The sequence below is a fragment of the Chitinophaga sp. genome (assembly GCF_035538455.1).
Lineage (GTDB): Bacteria > Bacteroidota > Bacteroidia > Chitinophagales > Chitinophagaceae > Chitinophaga.
Genome location: NZ_DATLKJ010000025.1, coordinates 21,062 through 38,635, shown reverse-complemented (window position 1 = coordinate 38,635; position 17,574 = coordinate 21,062). Strand labels below are relative to the sequence as shown.

General features: G+C 47.7%; 16 protein-coding genes. 12 read left to right on the top strand and 4 right to left on the bottom strand.

The genetic code is table 11. From position 1 onward, the window contains the following. Positions 1 to 677 precede the first annotated feature (677 nt). The 4 genes from VM802_RS02550 to VM802_RS02535 all read left to right on the top strand — a co-directional run bounded on the left by VM802_RS02550 (position 678) and on the right by VM802_RS02535 (position 3,490). The gene (locus VM802_RS02550; RefSeq protein ID WP_325527647.1) at positions 678 to 842 is read left to right on the top strand and encodes a hypothetical protein; all 165 of its coding nucleotides are present in this window, start codon (positions 678 to 680) and stop codon (positions 840 to 842) included. A gap of 49 nt (positions 843 to 891) precedes the next feature. Further along, positions 892 to 1,857, top strand: coding sequence for a 2,3-diaminopropionate biosynthesis protein SbnB (gene sbnB, locus VM802_RS02545; protein ID WP_325527645.1), 966 nt, complete (start codon positions 892 to 894; stop codon positions 1,855 to 1,857). Between the two features lie 807 nt (positions 1,858 to 2,664). Then, a complete protein-coding gene (locus VM802_RS02540) occupies positions 2,665 to 3,045 on the top strand; it encodes a guanyl-specific ribonuclease (protein WP_325527643.1) in 381 nt (126 codons plus the stop codon). Then, on the top strand, positions 3,023 to 3,490 hold the full coding sequence (locus VM802_RS02535; RefSeq protein ID WP_325527640.1) for a barstar family protein: 468 nt from the start codon (positions 3,023 to 3,025) through the stop codon (positions 3,488 to 3,490). Before VM802_RS02540 ends, VM802_RS02535 begins: the two co-directional genes overlap by 23 nt. 45 nt (positions 3,491 to 3,535) lie before the next feature. On the opposite strand, the gene VM802_RS02530 is transcribed toward VM802_RS02535, so the two are convergent. Beyond that, positions 3,536 to 4,729: an aminotransferase class V-fold PLP-dependent enzyme gene (locus VM802_RS02530; protein WP_325527638.1), complete on the bottom strand. Its 1,194-nt coding sequence runs from the start codon at positions 4,727 to 4,729 to the stop codon at positions 3,536 to 3,538. A 112-nt stretch (positions 4,730 to 4,841) separates the two neighbouring features. On the opposite strand from VM802_RS02530, the gene pdxR reads away from it, so the two are divergent. Then, positions 4,842 to 6,323, top strand: coding sequence for a MocR-like pyridoxine biosynthesis transcription factor PdxR (gene pdxR, locus VM802_RS02525; RefSeq protein WP_325527636.1), 1,482 nt, complete (start codon positions 4,842 to 4,844; stop codon positions 6,321 to 6,323). Positions 6,324 to 6,397: 74 nt separating this feature from the next. Here pdxR and VM802_RS02520 read toward each other — a convergent pair whose 3' ends face one another. Continuing rightward, positions 6,398 to 8,161, bottom strand: a complete 1,764-nt coding sequence (locus tag VM802_RS02520) for an AMP-dependent synthetase/ligase (RefSeq protein WP_325527634.1) — start codon at positions 8,159 to 8,161, stop codon at positions 6,398 to 6,400. 215 nt (positions 8,162 to 8,376) lie between these two features. Between VM802_RS02520 and VM802_RS02515 the strand changes: the two genes are divergently transcribed. Genes VM802_RS02515 through VM802_RS02505 form a run of 3 tightly spaced genes read left to right on the top strand, consistent with a single transcriptional unit; the run spans position 8,377 to position 10,539 of the window. Further along, the gene (locus VM802_RS02515) at positions 8,377 to 9,399 is read left to right on the top strand and encodes an adenylate/guanylate cyclase domain-containing protein (RefSeq protein WP_325527632.1); all 1,023 of its coding nucleotides are present in this window, start codon (positions 8,377 to 8,379) and stop codon (positions 9,397 to 9,399) included. 30 nt (positions 9,400 to 9,429) lie between these two features. After that, positions 9,430 to 10,164 carry a class I SAM-dependent methyltransferase gene (locus tag VM802_RS02510; protein ID WP_325527630.1) on the top strand — a complete coding sequence of 245 codons (735 nt, stop codon included), beginning with the start codon at positions 9,430 to 9,432 and terminating at the stop codon, positions 10,162 to 10,164. A 3-nt stretch (positions 10,165 to 10,167) separates the two neighbouring features. Beyond that, entirely contained in the window at positions 10,168 to 10,539 is a 372-nt protein-coding gene (locus VM802_RS02505; RefSeq protein WP_325527628.1) for a VOC family protein, read from the top strand. Here VM802_RS02505 and VM802_RS02500 read toward each other — a convergent pair whose 3' ends face one another. Together VM802_RS02500 and VM802_RS02495 are read right to left on the bottom strand one after the other, a co-directional pair. Then, complete coding sequence (locus VM802_RS02500; protein WP_325527626.1) at positions 10,540 to 11,094, bottom strand: SMI1/KNR4 family protein; 555 nt, start codon at positions 11,092 to 11,094, stop codon at positions 10,540 to 10,542. Positions 11,095 to 11,299: 205 nt separating this feature from the next. Next, positions 11,300 to 13,204, bottom strand: a complete 1,905-nt coding sequence (locus VM802_RS02495; RefSeq protein ID WP_325527624.1) for a glycosyl hydrolase family 28-related protein — start codon at positions 13,202 to 13,204, stop codon at positions 11,300 to 11,302. Between the two features lie 340 nt (positions 13,205 to 13,544). Between VM802_RS02495 and VM802_RS02490 the strand changes: the two genes are divergently transcribed. The 4 genes from VM802_RS02490 to VM802_RS02475 are packed head-to-tail and all read left to right on the top strand — an operon-like array spanning position 13,545 to position 17,521. Then, complete coding sequence (locus VM802_RS02490; RefSeq protein WP_325527622.1) at positions 13,545 to 13,934, top strand: RidA family protein; 390 nt, start codon at positions 13,545 to 13,547, stop codon at positions 13,932 to 13,934. A gap of 5 nt (positions 13,935 to 13,939) precedes the next feature. Beyond that, the gene (locus VM802_RS02485) at positions 13,940 to 14,914 is read left to right on the top strand and encodes a 3-hydroxyacyl-CoA dehydrogenase family protein (protein ID WP_325527620.1); all 975 of its coding nucleotides are present in this window, start codon (positions 13,940 to 13,942) and stop codon (positions 14,912 to 14,914) included. Continuing rightward, a complete protein-coding gene (locus VM802_RS02480; RefSeq protein WP_325527618.1) occupies positions 14,915 to 16,201 on the top strand; it encodes a sugar MFS transporter in 1,287 nt (428 codons plus the stop codon). It begins immediately after the preceding gene. Positions 16,202 to 16,216: 15 nt separating this feature from the next. Next, positions 16,217 to 17,521 carry an aspartate aminotransferase family protein gene (locus VM802_RS02475; RefSeq protein ID WP_325527616.1) on the top strand — a complete coding sequence of 435 codons (1,305 nt, stop codon included), beginning with the start codon at positions 16,217 to 16,219 and terminating at the stop codon, positions 17,519 to 17,521. Positions 17,522 to 17,574 lie beyond the last annotated feature (53 nt).

Genomic DNA, 17,574 nt, shown 5'->3' with positions numbered 1-17,574 from the left:
AATAAGAGTTTTTGTTATTTCGGAATTATACTTTTATTTTGATCATGCAATACTTTTCTGTCACGACTAAGAGAGTATTCATAAGAAATAAATGGCAAATAAAGTTGTTTCCACCGCAGCTGTGTTTACTTTGACCCTATTTAAATAAGTGCATTTTGCCGTTCCCATAGTGTTTACGAGTTCATAATAAGGCTACTGTCGATGCATATTACGCATATATTGCGTAATAACACATTTACATCAACTATCAGGATGAGGTAGTTGTGCCTAGCCCCTTAAACTGTCAGACCAACTTAACTGTACCACACGCACCAAAAATGAATGTCCATTGGTGAAATGCCAGGCTTTCTATGCACTGCAGTTGCGTGTTTTGGGACCGGTGTAATTATCTCTTTCTGGTGAATGATTGTTCATAGCCTGGCAGGGTGATGTGTGTTTTATTGCTGCCAGCTTAACAGGGAAAGTATATCAATTGGAGATAAATAAATACTGTGTGTCAATTTTTGAGATTTACTGTCACGAAAACTGATTCACACTGATGGTTAATAGGCGTAAATGAAATCCGAAGGTAGTAGATGTTAATTATCCTTATGCAAACGAAACCCGGAGTGATGCTGCAATTATCTATTGGTAAAGCGGTTTCCTTCATGTATTGATTTAATGAAAAACTGAAGTATATGCTGTCCGCCCTGAAAAGAATCGATAGTCAGGCAAGCCATAGGCTTGTTGTCAGATGCTATCTCACTGAAGCAGTGCCGGCCTGTTCCGGCGTTAAGAAAGAAAGCCAGTTTGCCCCTACTGGCCGCATCGGCAGCAAGATAACTTCAGCCAAGCACGGATAAATATTTCCCGGGAAATTTTACAACTGTAAAGCATAGAAAATAAAAGCGTATGTATTATTTAAGCAAATCTGATTTGCTGCGTATTAACACCAGCTGGGATGATGTGATTGAAAAGATCAGGGATACCGTTTTTACATTGAAGAGCGGCGATTTCGCGCAGCCTATCAAGCCGTATCTCAGATATCGCAATCTTACCAACCGCATTATTGCCATGCCGGCATTTGTTGGAGGGAAAGTGGATTTCTCAGGTATTAAATGGATTGCCAGCTTTCCGGGGAATATCAACAAAGATATTCCGCGCGCCAACTCAGTGACTATCCTGAACGAAGCTGATACCGGCGTGCCCGCCTGCATCATCAATACCAGTCATATCAGCGCTGTGCGTACAGCTGCCGTTACGGGCCTGGTGATAAAAGAACAGCTTTCGGAAGACAAACAGGATATTATTGCAGGTATCATCGGTTTCGGCCCTATCGGCCAGCAGCACCTGAGCATGATTACTTCGCTGCTTGGGGACAGGCTGAAACAGGTCAATATCTATGACCTGCGCACACCAGATACCACTCTCATCCCTGAGGCGCTGAGAAGTAAAGTGAATATTGTTGGTACCTGGGAAGAAGCATTTGATAACGCAGATATTTTTGTGACCTGTACTGTATCCAGCCAACCTTATGTGAACAGGGCGCCCAAGAAAGGTTCCCTGCAGCTGAATGTTTCGCTGAGAGATTATACTCCCGATTTTATCACACATGCCAGCCATATTATTGTTGACGACTGGGATGAAGTATGCAGGGAGAATACTGATATAGAAGTGATGCACAAAACCAAAGGATTGAAGAAGGAAGATACGCTTTCACTTGTTGACCTCGTCTGCGACCGTAAGCTGGAGAATGCAGGCGCCGACGATGTAGTCATGTTTAATCCAATGGGAATGGCCGTTTTTGATATTGCCACAGCCGTATATTTCTACGAGAAAGCAAAGGAGGAAGGAGTGGGAACTGTATTGACTGATTAATTAATGATCATAAAGAATCTGGATGTTTGCAGTAATTATTTTTTGTAAAAAATTGCCACAGGACCCAATGGAGTTCTTGAAATAGCGTGGTGGAGAGCGCTGTTTCGTAATTTGTTTTTTGCTTAAAATTTTAACAATGTGACCAGTAGTTCAGGTAATGGTGGAACTTGCCCGGCTACAGATTGCAAAAGTTTCCTGCAGCATTCATGATGCACAAACGATGTTTCTGCCGGAGCACCCGCCCGTTTTTATGTCGTGATAAAGACGGCGGTGCTTTGGTGGGAACATATTTTATGAAGGAAGTTCATCTGTAGCAAACAATAACAGCAGGTTCCGGCGGGATACGCCCATCCGCGGCTACGCGAACCGGTTTTATGCATAGTCATTCCACCATCGTTGCGCAACAACTTAATGGCAGTACCGACTATGCAGCAAGGTGCAACAAAAGGAAATCCGGGACCTGTATTTATCACTTCGGCCTTTGTCATCCATCCCCCCTGATCAAACCCAAAGCAAAATAAGTAACCGGCTGACGCGCCTCACTTGCTGAAATGCAGCAGAGGCGCTGGTATGCCGGTCTTTGCATATGTCTGCCTTTCCCAAAATGAATTAATCTTTAATTCCTCGAAACGCGAAAGTTTCAATTATTATTCTCATTATTTTAGATCATCGCTTTTGTTGAGAGTATAGACTTAACCCGCTTTCCATAGAAGGTGGAGAGTTTCCCCGTATGTAGGAAGAGTGCTGTTATCCTGGAGTCATTTTTTATTTGTTAATCATAATTGTTCACTTCAAAAATGAAAATCCATGAGATTATTGCTAAACTTGTTCGCTTGTTTAACCCTTTTGTTTGGAACCGGTAGCGCTTCCGCTGCGTTAAACAATTCAGGTTATCACGTTGTTGGTAAAAATGTTGCCGTCACTGTACCACAGAAAGCCTACTATGTGGCAGGGTATGTGGCTGACTATGGAACGCCGCCTCCCGGCTATGTTGGCGGTACTACATTCCAAAACCGGGAGGGGCTGTTGCCTAAGTATGATTCCCGCGGCGTTCGCATCACGTACAAAGAGTATGATGTGAACAAATATGTACAGGGTGTTAACCGCGGTCCGGAAAGGATTGTGCTGGGAAGCGATGGCAGCCGCTACTATACCAGCGATCATTATGCATCATTTGAAGACTTCTGATATAAAAGATATGAACGGGTTTTATTTGTTTGACAAAGAGGCAGGCGTCAGCAACACTGACTCCATTGTAGTGAAATTCGATGGCAGAAATCACCGGAACCTGAATGATCTATTCAGTGGAATCGCCTTGCAGTTCAGATTTCCGGACTATTTCAACTATAACTTCGATTCACTCGAAGAAATGCTGAACGACCTGAACTGGCTGGAGGATAATAATTTCTCCATTATCATTATCAACTACAAATTGTTGCTGGCAGATGAAGCCCCGGAACGCAAGGAGATTTTCCTGCAAATACTCAATGATGTAGCCGCCCAGTGGGAGCATGTTCCGAATTTTGAAGGGGAGAGCAACTACCGGCATAAATCTGATTTCAGGATTTATGTGGAGAACACTCCCGCTATCGTCAACGATCTTAACAAGCTGGGAATAGCGTATTATTATTGAGCTCGCGGGGCTCGCTTCTTTGCGAGAAAGAAGCGAGCCTGCGAGCTACCCTGCAATCTCTTTCACTGCCTCTACGCAGGCATCCAGTTCTCCGATGGTATTGTAGTAATGAGGTGACACGCGTATCGCCCAGTCTATTTTCTTTTCAGTAAAATCTATCACAGAAAAATTCCGGTGGCTGGTAACGGCATTGATATTCCTGTCTGCCAATTCTTTCTTTACTGCATTAGGCTCTTTGCCCTGTATGTGAAACGTAACCAGTCCACCCGGTTCCTGCCCTTTGTCGTGCGTAGTGACACCGGGTATGGTCTGCAAACCTGTGCGAAGATAGGCCGAAAGGTACTTTACCTGCCGCTCCACTTTGTGCTGATCCAGCTGCAACAAGTAATCTATAGCCGCGCCTGTACCTAGTACTAACGCATACGCGAATTCCCAGTCTTCGAATCGGGTGGCGTCCGGCTTTGGCTGGTACTGGTTTTCCGCAATCCAGTCTGCCCCGCGCATGTCTATGAACAGTGGCTCGTAACCTGCCTGGAGCACATGTTCCGCCACGTACAGGAAGCCGGCGCCTCTTGGTCCACGCAGAAACTTGCGCGAGGTGACGCTCATAAAATCGCATTGGATTTCTTTCACGTCCAGCGGGAGCTGTCCAACAGACTGGCATGCATCCAGGAGGTACAATGTGTTATATTGCCTGCATAGCCGCCCGATTTCGTTCACTGGTTGTATCAGCCCGGAGCTGGTAGGGATATGTGTAATAGCAGCCAGCCGTGGCTTGTATTGTTTCAGACATTCTTCAAAGTGGTTAAGGTCTACACCGCCGGAAGGCAGGCTGGCAACCCTTACCACCTGTATGCCGAAGCGCTTGGCAAACGCCAGGTAGGTGATCTGGTTCGATGTATAGTCTTCGTTGGTAGTGAGGATCACATCACCCTTTTCAAAGGGAATGGAGGAGATGGCTCTGTCGAACGAGTCGGTGGCGTTGGCTGTGAAGGCAATTTCACCAGGCTTGCAATTGAACAGTGTGGCCGCTGATGTATAAAACCTGCCGATGGCCTCCTTTTGTTTATCAGCTGCTTCGTAACCGCCAATCATGGTTTCCAGCTGTATATGATCATTGATTGCAGCGGCTACCTGCCGGGGCATCAGGCCGGCTCCTGCATTGTTCAGATGGATACGGTTTTCGGCACCGGGCGTATCCTCCCTGAATCTCCTGATCTCTTCCTGTGTAAAGTACATGGTCTTGCTTTTTCTTTTTCTTATTCCGGTTAATTAAAAGTGTAATGTGAAGGTATAAAGTAAATGGTTTCTAAATTGAACCATTTATGCATATTTTTGTGGTGCCATTATTATGCCCAAATCATCACATGATATTGTTATTCCTGGTCTGCATATCAACAGGAAACTGAAGGAGCCTGCCTATATGCAGCTGTACAGCGGATTGCAGCAATGTATCCTCAATGGCCAGCTGCGTGCCGGACAGCGGTTGCCTTCCTCACGCAACCTGGCAAAAGAGATAGGCGTATCCAGGAATATTGTACTGTTGGCTTATGAGCAGCTGGAGCTGGAAGGCTATATCACCGGCGCCGTTGGTTCGGGAAGTTTTATTTCGGAGCATATAGGTACACTGAACAGCCTGCCGCAGCCGGTAAAGGCAGCGCCTCGCCCTGAGGTGCCTACGCCTGGATTCAGCTATCCGTTACCGGAAGAGATTATCACCAAAGAAACGCACAAAGGCACTTCAAAGCCATTTGAGTATGCGTTACCTGCGTTGGACAGCTTTCCCTATAAAACGTGGATACGCTGTGCGGGCAAGGTGTTCCGCGGCTTCGAGTTTCTCAATCTTGGTTATGACGATGCGCAGGGTTACTACCCGCTACGTGAAGTGATCGCTACTTATCTGCGCACCAACCGGGCGCTCCACTGTGAGCCGGAGCAGATAGTGATTACCAACGGTACCCAGCAATGCCTTGATCTGATTGCGAGACTGCTCATAAAAAAGAAAATGAAGTTCTGGATGGAAGATCCTGGCTATGGTAACGCCAAAGCTGCTTTCATGGAAATGGGGGCAGCGCCTTGTTATGTGCCGGTTACCAGTGAGGGTATTGATCTCGACTATGCTATGAAATACCACCCTGATGCTGGTATGGCATTCGTTACACCCTCGCACCAGTTTCCGTTGGGTGGTACTATGCCGGTGTCCATGCGGTTGCGGTTACTAAAATGGGCCGGTAAGAAAGATATGTGGATCATTGAAGATGATTACGACAGTGAATTGCGTTACAGCAAGAAGCCTATTCCGGCTTTACAGGGACTGGATACGCATGGGAAGGTGATTTACCTGGGAACATTCAGTAAAGTGATCTTCCCTGGCTTGCGTATTGGATATATGGTATTGCCGGATGTGCCTATGGCAGCGATTTTTGCGAAAGGTAAGGCATTTCTTGACAGGCAGAATGCGATCACTGACCAGGCGATTCTGCACGAATTTATCTCTGGCGGTTATTTCACTATACACCTGCGGAAGATGCGGGTGCTTTATAAGAAAAGACAGGACTACCTGATAGCGCTTTTACAGAAATACGGTAAGGGACTTATCCGGGCAGAGAAACAGGACAGTGGTATGCATCTTATTGGCTGGTTGCAGGATGGCGCTGACGACCGACAGATAGCAGGCCGCCTGAACAGGGCAGGCATACGGTGTATCGCTCTTTCATTGTATGCGCATGAGCAGAAGACGAAACCTGCGCTGATACTGGGGTATGCAGGTTTTAATGAGAAGAAGCTATTGGAATATGGAAAGAAACTGATAGCAGCGCTGGACGGTGAGTAGATTGACTTATATGATGATGAGAGAGGAGTCGATAATAATTCCCTCATCATCATATACATCAATCCAATCGCTGTTTATTCGTACATCGCTTCGATCTCTTTGCTGAATTGTTGTTCCACCACTTTTCTTCTGAGTGATAGCTTAGGTGTCAGAACACCATTATCTATGGTCCATTCGGTGGATAGCAGGGTGAACTTTTTTACCTGTTCCACATGACCGAAGAGTGGATTGTATTTGTCGACCTGCTCCTGTATCAGTTTGATGACAGCAGGATCTTTAATCAGCTCTTTGTTGTCAGCGGGGAGGCCGGAGACGCGGCTCCTTATCTGTGCGAAGTTGGGAACGATGAGGGCAGCAACAAATTTCCGGCCGGGGCCAACTACCATCATCTGTTCTATGTAAGGGCTTTCGCGCATTTTATTTTCGATGGCTTGTGGCGCAACGTATTTACCGCCGGAGGTTTTAAACACTTCTTTTTTACGGTCGGTGATCTTCAGAAAACGATCGTCGATCCAGGCGCCGATGTCGCCGGTATGGAACCAGCCGTCGGGAGTAAGCACTTCGGCGGTTTCGGCTGGCTTTTTATAATAGCCGACCATGATGTTGGAGCCACGGACGAGGATTTCGCCGTCTTCAGCGAGGTTCACTTCTACATCCTTAATAATGGGGCCTACGGTGCCAATGCGGCGGTCCTGGCTATCGAGGCGGTTCACGGAGATCACCGGGGAGGTTTCGGTCAGACCGTAACCTTCCATGATGGTGATCCGGGCGGCGGTGAAGATCCGGATCAGCTTTTCCTGCAGAGGTGCTGATCCACTGACGATGGCTTCTATGCGACCTCCCAGGGCTTCGCGCCATTTATTGAAAATAAGTTTATTGGCGATGGCTAATTGTAGTTTGTAGAAGAAGCCGCCATCGTTGACGTTGTCGTAACGCTTCCCCAGGTCTACTGCCCAGAAGAAGAGGGCGCGTTTGATACCTTTCAGCTCCAGGCCTTTGGCCATGATCCTTTCATATACCTTTTCCAGCAGTCGTGGTACGCAGGTAAAGACCATCGGCTTTACTTCGCGGAGGTTGTCGCCGATTGTGTCCATGCTTTCGGCATAGTAGATGGCGACGCCGGCATTAATATATAAGTAAGTGAGCATTTTTTCGAAGATGTGATTGAGCGGCAGAAAGCTCAGGCTCCGGTCGCCTTCACGGGCAAAGTGGAATATGGGCATGCAGTCTAACACATTACTCACGATATTACGATGGGTGAGCATCACACCTTTGGGCGCACCGGTGGTACCGGAGGTATAGATGATAGTGGAGATCGTATCCTCCTGTATGCGTGTGCACACTTCATTTCTTTTCTCTTCCCCTTCCGGCGTGGCTTTGAGCGACTTCCAGTTTTCTGCGCCGGGCACCTCGTCAAAAGTAAATATGTGTTTTAGTGTCGGGATGTCCCTGAATGCAGGCTGGAAGCGCTGGTACAGGTCATTGCTGGAGAAGAAGATAATGCGTACTTCCGCCTCGTTGAGGATAGCGGCGAATTCGGTAGGGCTGATAGTAGGGTAAATAGGGGTGAGTATGCCGCCGGTCTGTTGAACTGCGAGATCAGTGATCACCCATTCAGGTTTGCTTTGAGATACCAGTGCAATCTTTTCCTGTTTTTCCGGTGTCAGTTCTGTATTCTGAATACCTAACTGTAAAATACCGGCTGCCAGTTCTTTTGATTGTTGTAATACATCCTTGTAACTCAGGGTACGCCATGTGCCGTTCACTTTGGAGGCCATCATAACGCCGTCCGGACGTTTGGTGGCCTGTGCTTCGGCGAAGTCAAATAATCGCTTCATATAATTAGATTGCCGTGGATAAATGCCTTACAGTGCTTTTGTAATAGTTTGTTATTAAGATACTCGAATTTTTTGGAATAAAGCCCATGATATGATCAGGATTTTTATGATTTTTATGGTGTCAGTGATGTGGAGGGTGAAAACACAGGGGGATAGCGGAAATATTCATCAAACATTGGTCAGGACAATCAAACAAACCAAATAAATCGTTGTGCATGGTACAGATTCAGCTTCGTCAGTTGTGGATGATCATTATTTCCTGGATGATTATCGGCTTTCTGATTGCGGTGTATGATTACCTGGTATTGCATACCAACAATTCTGCCGGTCCGGCACCGGGTTATTCGCTGCTGCTTTCCATTGCGGTGAATATGGGAATGGGGCTATTCGGCGCCTTGCTGGGAGGGAGTTTCCTCATTTTCTATGTGAACGTCAGGTTCCGGGATAAATCTTACGGCTATACGATTTTCGCCGTTACTGTTTCTTTCATCGTCATTATCCTGCTCATTAATCTCATCCTGCGGGCACTTGGTAACCCAGATACGGCCAGATTGCAGAAGAACGGACTTGTATGGGCGGTAGTTGTGGGCGTTACCCAGCTGCTGGTGCAGGTGAACAATAAATTTGGGCAGGGTAATTTCTGGAATATTATCACCGGCAAGTATAATACGCCAAGGGAAGAACGCCGCATCTTTATGTTTCTGGACCTGAACGCCTCGACTACGCTGGCAGAGAAACTGGGTGATAAAAAATATCATGAGATGCTGAAAGACTTCTTTACAGACATCACCAATCCCATTCTCAACAATCACGGGGAAATATATCAATATGTAGGCGATGAAGTGGTGATTGCCTGGAAATATGATGATGGTATTGCCGGCAGTAAATGCGTGAAGTGTTTTTTTGATATCAAACTGCATATCGAAGGGCTGAAAGATAAATACCTGAAGCAATACGGCACAGTGCCATCTTTCAAAGCAGGTTTGCATTGCGGCCAGGTAGTAGCAGGAGAGGTGGGTATCATCAAAAGAGACATTACCTATTCCGGGGATGTACTCAATACTACTTCACGCATACAAAGTATGTGTAAAGAACTCAATGAAGAAGTGATAGCTTCGGCTGACCTGATAGCATCCATCCATCCGGACAGCCGTTATGTGACGCAAAAGCTGGGTTCTATCAGGTTAAGGGGCAAGGAGAAGGAAATGCAACTGGTATCATTAAGGCCTGTAGCCTGACGATAAAAGGATGATGTAAATTTGATTGTTATGAAAGAGAATAAATACGATGATCCCGCATTTTTCTATACTTACAGTAAAATGCCGCGTTCTGTGGACGGACTGCATGCTGCGGGCGAGTGGAGCATATTACGCGCTATGTTGCCTGTGCTGGAAGGTAAAACTGTTCTGGATCTTGGCTGTGGCTTTGGCTGGCATTGCCGCTATGCGCGTGAACAGGGAGCTGGTCGTGTAACTGGAGTGGATCTGTCTGAAAAAATGCTGCAACGCGCCAGGGCTGCCACTTCCGATGCCGCTATCGAGTATTGCCGGATGGCTATTGAAGACATTGATTTCAGTAGTAGTGAATTTGACGTGGTATTCAGTTCACTGGCCCTGCATTACGTAGAGCGTTTTGATGTGGTGTGCCGCAAGGTGTATCATTGTCTGAAATCCGGCGGCACATTTGTAATATCTGTGGAGCATCCGGTGTTCACTGCACGTGCTGAGCAGGACTGGTACTACGATACCACCGGGAACCGGTTGCACTGGCCACTGGATCATTATCAGGAGGAGGGACTGCGCAACACGCGCTTTCTTGGTAGTGATGTGATCAAATATCACCGTACTTTATCTACCTGGATTAATGCTATCATCGATGCCGGGTTTACAATCCGCAGGATTGAGGAGCCGGGGCCTTCTCCGGAAGTGCTGGCACGTTACCCGGAAATGAAAGACGAAAGCCGGCGGCCCATCTTTCTACTGATAGCTGCTGATAAAGATTAATTCATGATAAGACCTGAAATCATCATTGCTGTAAAAGATGTAGAGCAGAGCTCCCACTGGTATCAGCAGCTGCTGGGTTGCCGTAGCAGCCACGGTGGCAGTACCTTTGAGATACTTACTGATAATGACGGCACCGTGGTGCTATGCCTGCATAAGTGGGGTGAGCATGGTCATCCTACAATGACCAATTCTTCATTAACGCCTGGTAACGGGCTTATTCTGTTCTTCCGGGTGAGCGACTTTGAAAAAGCATGGGTACATGCGCAGCAGCTGAAAGCTATTGTGGAAGAAGCCCCGCATATTAACCAAAATTCAGGACGCGATGAATTTTCGCTGAGAGATCCTGATGGTTATTATATATCTGTTACTGCGTGATCATCCTGCAATGAATCTTTCAGGAAACCCCTGGGGCGGATCAATGATAAAGAACTCATCAAATGCTTCAGGCGGGGTAGTAGCGTAGTACTGGCTCAGTGAAGCCAGGAAGGTGTCAAGATCGGGACTGATCACGTTCCTGTCGCTGTCAGCATTCCAGTATTCTATCAGCTGCCCTTTGCGGGCGGTGAATATACCGTTCATGTCGTAGCAGATGCGGCTGCCGCCGCCGTTGTGGAACAGGGGGAGCCAGCCGGCGTTCCACCAGTTGTCTACATCGAAATCGCTGCCGATCATGGACGTAAGTTCCTGTGCAGTGTCCAGCATCTCTTCCAGTGACACAAACAAGGAATTATTGACGAAGGCTTCGTAACAGTTGGGCTGCTGTCCGTTTTTCCACAGGTATAACTGTCTTACGTCTGAAGGAAGCGTAGTAGCGTATTTTTTTTCCAGCGCCTGTATTGCATCTCCGGTAAGTGCAGGCGCCAGTTGCGAATAATAGGAGGGGCGTAGTGCAGACAGTTGTGTATCCAGTGTTTCGAGGTGTTTCAGCATAAAGGATTACAAATATATTTTCTGATAAAGGAAGGTAATCATTTTTTGCATTACTTGATTTCCTGCTGACAATAAGTTAAAAAAACAGACCCGTGTACCTAAGAACATCCGCCCCGGATATTGCTGTATGAAGGAAGCACGGGTCTGTGAAACATTTTAAATTCGTTCAGCCGTATATGTTATACATGCTGAAGAAGACAATTAATTATATAGACACGAGTACAAACAGGATACCCACCAGTATATACAGCAAAATCACCAGCCATAGGCATATGTTCACGTACTGTACCAGTTTGGTGTAGCCTTGTTTGTCTACAGGGCTGATGTCGTTCCACGCGGCGCCGTCGAATACTTCCAGTTTGCTGCTTTCGGAGTTATAGTATTGTTGTCCGGCTACGAGGTTGGTTCCTGGTCTGTCTGCGGTAAGCCCGCCCATGATTATAGGCACTTTGCAGTATGCGGAATTACCTACTGTTGAACCTTTTACGGCACATATCCAGGCAAAGGCGCCATTTTGCATCGGCTTATTTTCAAAGAAAACATCACCCACTTCCGGAGCTTCGATGGCACTGTAGTCGCCATATTTTCCTTTAATGGGACTGCCGTCTGCGTCGAGGTATAGTGCCTTGGTGAAGTAGTTGACATCCTGATAGAGCTTGCTGAAAGGTATGGCCCTGTTGTCGCGGCCCAGGTAAGGCATGATCTCACCGGATTTGAAATTGAGCATGCCCTGATTGTTGTTGTTGACAGAGTTACCTATATTTTCAATTTTGATGTTGAAGTTGTTATTGCGGGTTCTGTCAGTAGGTGTCTTGAAATAATTGATGTTGTCGGTATTGCCGCCGCCGCTGGGACTGAAAAACACGATGTGAATATTACTCAGATCAAGAGAGCCGCCGGATGGGGTGACCTGGTAGAGCCAGTTTCGCGGCAGCGCCCATTCTTCCGGGGGAAGCCCTGACACGAAGGCTGTGGTCCAGGAGAACTGTGCGGATTGTACTTTGATTTTACTTCTGGTGATTCTGAAAATAATGGCATCCGGATTGAACGGTCTTGAGATAACGAGTCCGCTGATCGTTGTCTGTGAACCATCGAAATCGAAGATAACATTTGCTTCACGGCTTTCGGACCCCAGCCCGTTTACAGAGCCGGTCCAGTCGAGGAAGCGGTACACAGTTCCTTTGTTGCCATCTGCGGCGAGGTTGTTGCAGCTGGTGTACCTGCCTTTCAGCTGCCATGCGATACCGTTGTTACTGTCCAGTATGCCCACTACAAAGCTGGATCTGATGTTCACGGAGGTGCAGCTGCCGTCCATGTAAAAGCCGTAGCGGTATGCGTTCAGGTACATACCGTCGTAAAGGCTTACATATACTGTTCGTTGATAGATGCATTTGTCTGCGGTAATAGAGACGTTGGAAATATTAATGCCCACGCCCTGATAAGTGTATAGTCCCCATTCCACGCGGTCGCGGGAAGTGGGAAAAAGCGGATGCATGCCTGGCAGCGAAGAATCCAGCTGGATATGGTTGAGTCCCCAGTTGTAGGCGCCGTCGCTGCCGGTAGGTGCGATTCTTTCGGTGATAATAACAGCGTCTATATTACCCAGCAGGTTGGCGTGGGAAGCTACGGGCCAGTTGGCTGCGCCATAGACGGTATGTGTTTTCTTACGGATGATCGTATCCGTTTTGGATGCACCGATCAGGGTGACGCCGCCTTTGGTGGCGAGGGCATTGGAGCCCCAGAGAATGATCGGCTTTGTAGTGATGTAAACTCCTGGAGGAACGAAACAATTGGTACCTTTCTGGCTCGCAAACGTAATAGCAGCCTGTAGGCTGGTGGTGTCATCATTTACGTTGTCGCCTTTGGCGCCAAACCACTTGACATTGGTCAGTTCATTGATAATGCGCTTCCATCGTCCCGGGCTTGCCGGAGGAATGATGTTGGGTCTGATCACGGTACCGCCGTTGTCAGCGTCGGTAGCGATATCATCCCAGAAAAAGTCGCCGCCTCCGCCATCGCCGGGCGTCCAATAGCCCAATACGATACCGGCCTCATGTGATGAGGGAACGGCAGGATTGCTTCTTACAGAAGCAATGTTGTCACTGGTCATGAGAGGGATGTTTTAGTGCTAACAGTGATACAATAGATAATAACCAAAGCCTTTCTGATAGAATGGTTTTTCACGATAGCCGTTCCGGATACGGCCATACAGTAAACAGCGATCAAATCCTTCCGATAGAATTAGAGTAGTTTTCTCGAACAACCGTTTTCGGCAACGGTTGCATAGTTTTTTATGCCCCTGATAAAGCTAAGCTATTAAAAACTACTGTATTATTGTTTCACAGTAGCCCGACGCGCTTTAGAGTGATGTTACAACGTTATTCACCTTGCTTGTACGGTGATCATCGCTGTCAAAAAATATTTCTTTTTCAATCATCAAAATATCTTGAATGGATAAAAAAAAGATCGTGCACCCTGACCGTGATCAGCATTTTGAAACAGGCGCTTATTCAGATGGCGTTATTGCCGGTGGTTTTCTTTTTGTAAGCGGACAGGCTGCCGTTGATTTTAAAAATTCAAAATTTGTACCAGGCACCATAGAAGAAGAAACCCGCCTCACGCTGAACAATATCAAGACTATTGTCGAAGCTGCCGGCGCAACGATGGACCACGTAGTGAAGTGTACCGCACACCTGGCTGATATCAAAGATTTTGACGCTTATAACAAAGTGTACGCGACGTTCTTTCAGGACATCAGGCCTGCGCGCACGACTGTGCAGTCTGTGCTGGCGGAAGGCATCAAAGTAGAGATCGATTGTATTGTAAAGCTTCCTCAGTAACCTGTATGAAACAACATCCGGAACCGGAAAACATTACAGCAGGCGTAGTTGGCCTCGGCCTCATGGGCAGCAGCATAGCGGTAGCGCTGCTGGCTGCCGGACATCGTGTTAAGGCCGTCGCACCACAGCGTGCAGACTGGCTGGCCGCGCCATCCCGTATCCATGATCAGCTGCTGCACTGCGAAGACGCGGGGCTGCTGCATGCTTCTGTGGAGCACTATCTGTCAATGCTGACGGTGACGGAAGACTATCATAAATTACACGATTGCTGCTTCGTGCAGGAGTGTGTGATCGAAAAGATTGAGATCAAGACAAAGGTGTATGGATATATAACAGCTGCGGTAGGTCCTGATGTGGTTATAGCCAGTAATACTTCTGCCATCCCGATCAGCGAGCTACAGGAACACATCGACCGCCCGGAACGCTTTCTGGGCGTACATTGGGCGGAGCCAGCCCATGCTACACGCTTTCTCGAAATTACCTGTGGCAAACATACCGATATGAATACCGCGCAGTGGGTATATCAGCTTGCCCAACGATGGGGTAAGGAACCTACGCTACTGAAAAAAGATATACGAGGATTTATCACCAACCGACTGATGTATGCTGTATACCGTGAAGCGTTTCATCTTGTGGAAACCGGGCAGGCCACGATGGAAGATGCAGATAAAGCTTTCCGTTATGATGCCGGTTCCTGGATGACGCTGATGGGGATTTTCAGGAGAATGGATCTGCTGGGAATAAAGGACTTTGCCACTGCCTTTGAGAATATTTTCCCTTTCCTCTCTAACAGCCACGCTGTGCCCGTAGTGATGCAGCGGATGGCGGAGGAGCAGGCCAGGGGGGTGCAGGATAAGAATGGACTTTATACCTATACAGATGATGATGCTACGCAATGGCCGGCTGCCTTTGCTGCGTTTACACAGGATATAAACAGGCTGGCTGCTGATTATCCTGCCGATGTTCTAAAAAAACAATAAATGAACAGGTCTTCCACGTATCCGATGATTATCATCGGCATTCTGTTTTTCGTTTTTGGATTTCTTACCTGGCTGAACGGTATCCTGATACCATATTTCAAGATATGCCTACAGCTCAGCAACTTCCAGTCGCTGTGGGTGGCCTTCGCTGCTTATATCGCTTACTTTGTGATGGCGCTGCCATCCGCATGGATATTGAAGTTTACGGGATACCGGAAAGGCATGGTCACCGGTTTGTGTGTGATGGTGATCGGTGCATTATTATTCCTGCCGGCAGCATGGACACGCACTTACGGTCTGTTTCTTACCGGCCTTTTTGTTACCGGTACGGGGCTGGCATTGCTGCAAACCGCCGCTAATCCCTATGTTGCGATTATTGGCCCGGCAGAGAGTACTGCACAGCGTATCAGCTTCATGGGTATCGCGAATAAAACGGCAGGAATTATGAGCCAGCGTATACTCGGCGCTGTTTTCTTCTTCAACGCGGATACTATTATCAGCAGTATCAGCAGCGCCGGGGAGGTGCAACGGGAGCAGATATTAAATGCCTATGCCATGCGGATAGTACCGCCGTATGTCATCATTGCATCGGTGTTGCTGCTACTCGCAGTGATGATCGCGTTTTCAAAACTACCGGAAGTAAACGAACAATCCGATGAAGACCTGCGCATGAGCGCTGAAGACAAAACAGGCGTGTTGCAGTACCCTTATCTTGTGTTTGGTGTGATTGCATTGTTTGTGGCCAGCGGCTGTGAGGTGATTGCTATCGATGGCGTGATATTGTATGGTAAATCACTGGGTATCCCTTTAACACAGGCCCGGCATTTTACGGAATATACCTTGTATGCATCACTGATCAGTTATGCATCGGGCGCTGTACTGATACCCCGATATCTGAAGCAGCAGCATGCACTGATGTTGTGCGCGGTATGGGGCATTACCATGAGCATTGCAGCGTGGTTTACGGATGGCTGGGTATCTGCGTTCTGCGTGATTCTTACCGGTCTTTCCACGGCCTTGTTGTGGGGGACTATCTGGGGATTATCTGTAAGACAACTGGGGAGATATACCAAGCCGGGATCTGCATTGCTGATCATGGCTGTTTCCGGCGGAGCAACTATTCCGCTGTTGTTTGGCCGGCTGATAGATCTTAATCCGCTGCGCCCGCAGCATAGCGTATTACTATTATTGCCATGTTATGCCATTCTGTTCTGCTTTGCAGCATGGGGATATCGTATTCATCACTGGAAAGAACTTTCATTCAGCCGCAGGCTGAAAACTATATAAACCTGTTATCCGCTTATGTCATCCATTCAATATACACAATCCGCCACGCTGCTGGAAAGGGCAAAGAAAGTATTGGCAGGTGGGGTGTCATCTGAGTTCAGAAAGTATAACCATCCGCATGCAATATTTTATACGCATGGCAAAGGAAGCCGTGTGTATGATGCTGATGGGAATGAGTATCTCGATTTCACGCTCAGCCAGGGACCGCTCATACTGGGGCATTCGCATCCGCGGGTGTTGGAGGCTGTACAGGAATATTCCGCACAGGCGCAGCTCTTTGCCGGGCAACATATTAAAGAGATAGAGCTGGCTGAAACCTTAAATCGCCTTATCCCATCAGCGGAACTGCTGCGTTTTTGCCTGGATGGCTCAGAAGCTGTACAGACGGCTTTTCGCGTGGCCCGCGCCAAGACCGGCAGGCAGAAGTTCCTGCGCTTTGAAGGCCACTATCATGGGTGGATGGACAATGTATGCTGGGGTATCTCCGCGCCTTCTGCAGAAGCACTCGGTAATAGAGAAGAACCCTCGGTATATCCGTGGACGGAAGGGCTACCGGAACATTCAAAGGATGAATTTATCATACTGCCCTGGAACGATCCCGAACTGCTGAAACAGACGCTTGCAGTACGGCATCATGAAATTGCCGCGGTGATCACTGAACCAGTGATGTGTAACAGTGGCTGTATACAGCCGGAAGCAGGTTTTCTGCAGACGTTGAGGCAGTTATGTGACGACTATGGTATTGCGCTCATTTTCGATGAAGTGATTACTGGTTTCCGCCTTTCGCTCGGTGGCGCCCAGCAGTATTTTGGCATTACGCCCGATCTTGCGGTTTTCGCCAAAGCCTTTGCGAGTGGCTATCCTATCAGTGCTATTGTAGGTAGAAAAGAATGGATGGATGTGATCGCAAACGCGCGCGTGATTCATGCCGGTACAATGAACACCAGCAACGCTACTGTAGCAGCGGCGCTTGCCACGATACAAGTGCTGGAAGAGGAACAACCGTATGAGCGCATGTTCGCTCACGGCCGCAGATTGATGGATGGCCTGCAACGCGCAGCCGTGCAAACTGGCCATCATGTATTGTTACAGGGTCCTGGCCCTATGTTTCATATAGCCTTTACCGACATGAAAAAAGCGACTGATTACCGCGATGTGCTCTCCTTTGATAAAGCAAAGCTGGGCCGCTTTATAGCAGGGATGCATGACCGCGGCATACGCGTTATCGGCAGGGGGCTGTGGTACATCAGTGCCGCCCACACGGAAGAAGATATTGACCATGCTGTTCATACCGCGGCGGCGGTAATGGGCAGTATGTAATGTTAGCTGCCAGCTATTAGTTTTATGCCGTTAGCCTGGATACTAATTCCTAA

What these genes read in the sequence shown, in the direction of transcription:
- VM802_RS02550 (WP_325527647.1), top strand. Translation starts at nt 678, where the DNA reads ATGCTGTCCGCCCTGAAAAGAATCGATAGTCAGGCAAGCCATAGGCTT.
- sbnB (WP_325527645.1), top strand. Translation starts at nt 892, where the DNA reads ATGTATTATTTAAGCAAATCTGATTTGCTGCGTATTAACACCAGCTGG.
- VM802_RS02540 (WP_325527643.1), top strand. Translation starts at nt 2,665, where the DNA reads ATGAGATTATTGCTAAACTTGTTCGCTTGTTTAACCCTTTTGTTTGGA.
- VM802_RS02535 (WP_325527640.1), top strand. Translation starts at nt 3,023, where the DNA reads ATGCATCATTTGAAGACTTCTGATATAAAAGATATGAACGGGTTTTAT.
- VM802_RS02530 (WP_325527638.1), bottom strand. Translation starts at nt 4,729, where the DNA reads ATGTACTTTACACAGGAAGAGATCAGGAGATTCAGGGAGGATACGCCC.
- pdxR (WP_325527636.1), top strand. Translation starts at nt 4,842, where the DNA reads ATGCCCAAATCATCACATGATATTGTTATTCCTGGTCTGCATATCAAC.
- VM802_RS02520 (WP_325527634.1), bottom strand. Translation starts at nt 8,161, where the DNA reads ATGAAGCGATTATTTGACTTCGCCGAAGCACAGGCCACCAAACGTCCG.
- VM802_RS02515 (WP_325527632.1), top strand. Translation starts at nt 8,377, where the DNA reads ATGGTACAGATTCAGCTTCGTCAGTTGTGGATGATCATTATTTCCTGG.
- VM802_RS02510 (WP_325527630.1), top strand. Translation starts at nt 9,430, where the DNA reads ATGAAAGAGAATAAATACGATGATCCCGCATTTTTCTATACTTACAGT.
- VM802_RS02505 (WP_325527628.1), top strand. Translation starts at nt 10,168, where the DNA reads ATGATAAGACCTGAAATCATCATTGCTGTAAAAGATGTAGAGCAGAGC.
- VM802_RS02500 (WP_325527626.1), bottom strand. Translation starts at nt 11,094, where the DNA reads ATGCTGAAACACCTCGAAACACTGGATACACAACTGTCTGCACTACGC.
- VM802_RS02495 (WP_325527624.1), bottom strand. Translation starts at nt 13,204, where the DNA reads ATGACCAGTGACAACATTGCTTCTGTAAGAAGCAATCCTGCCGTTCCC.
- VM802_RS02490 (WP_325527622.1), top strand. Translation starts at nt 13,545, where the DNA reads ATGGATAAAAAAAAGATCGTGCACCCTGACCGTGATCAGCATTTTGAA.
- VM802_RS02485 (WP_325527620.1), top strand. Translation starts at nt 13,940, where the DNA reads ATGAAACAACATCCGGAACCGGAAAACATTACAGCAGGCGTAGTTGGC.
- VM802_RS02480 (WP_325527618.1), top strand. Translation starts at nt 14,915, where the DNA reads ATGAACAGGTCTTCCACGTATCCGATGATTATCATCGGCATTCTGTTT.
- VM802_RS02475 (WP_325527616.1), top strand. Translation starts at nt 16,217, where the DNA reads ATGTCATCCATTCAATATACACAATCCGCCACGCTGCTGGAAAGGGCA.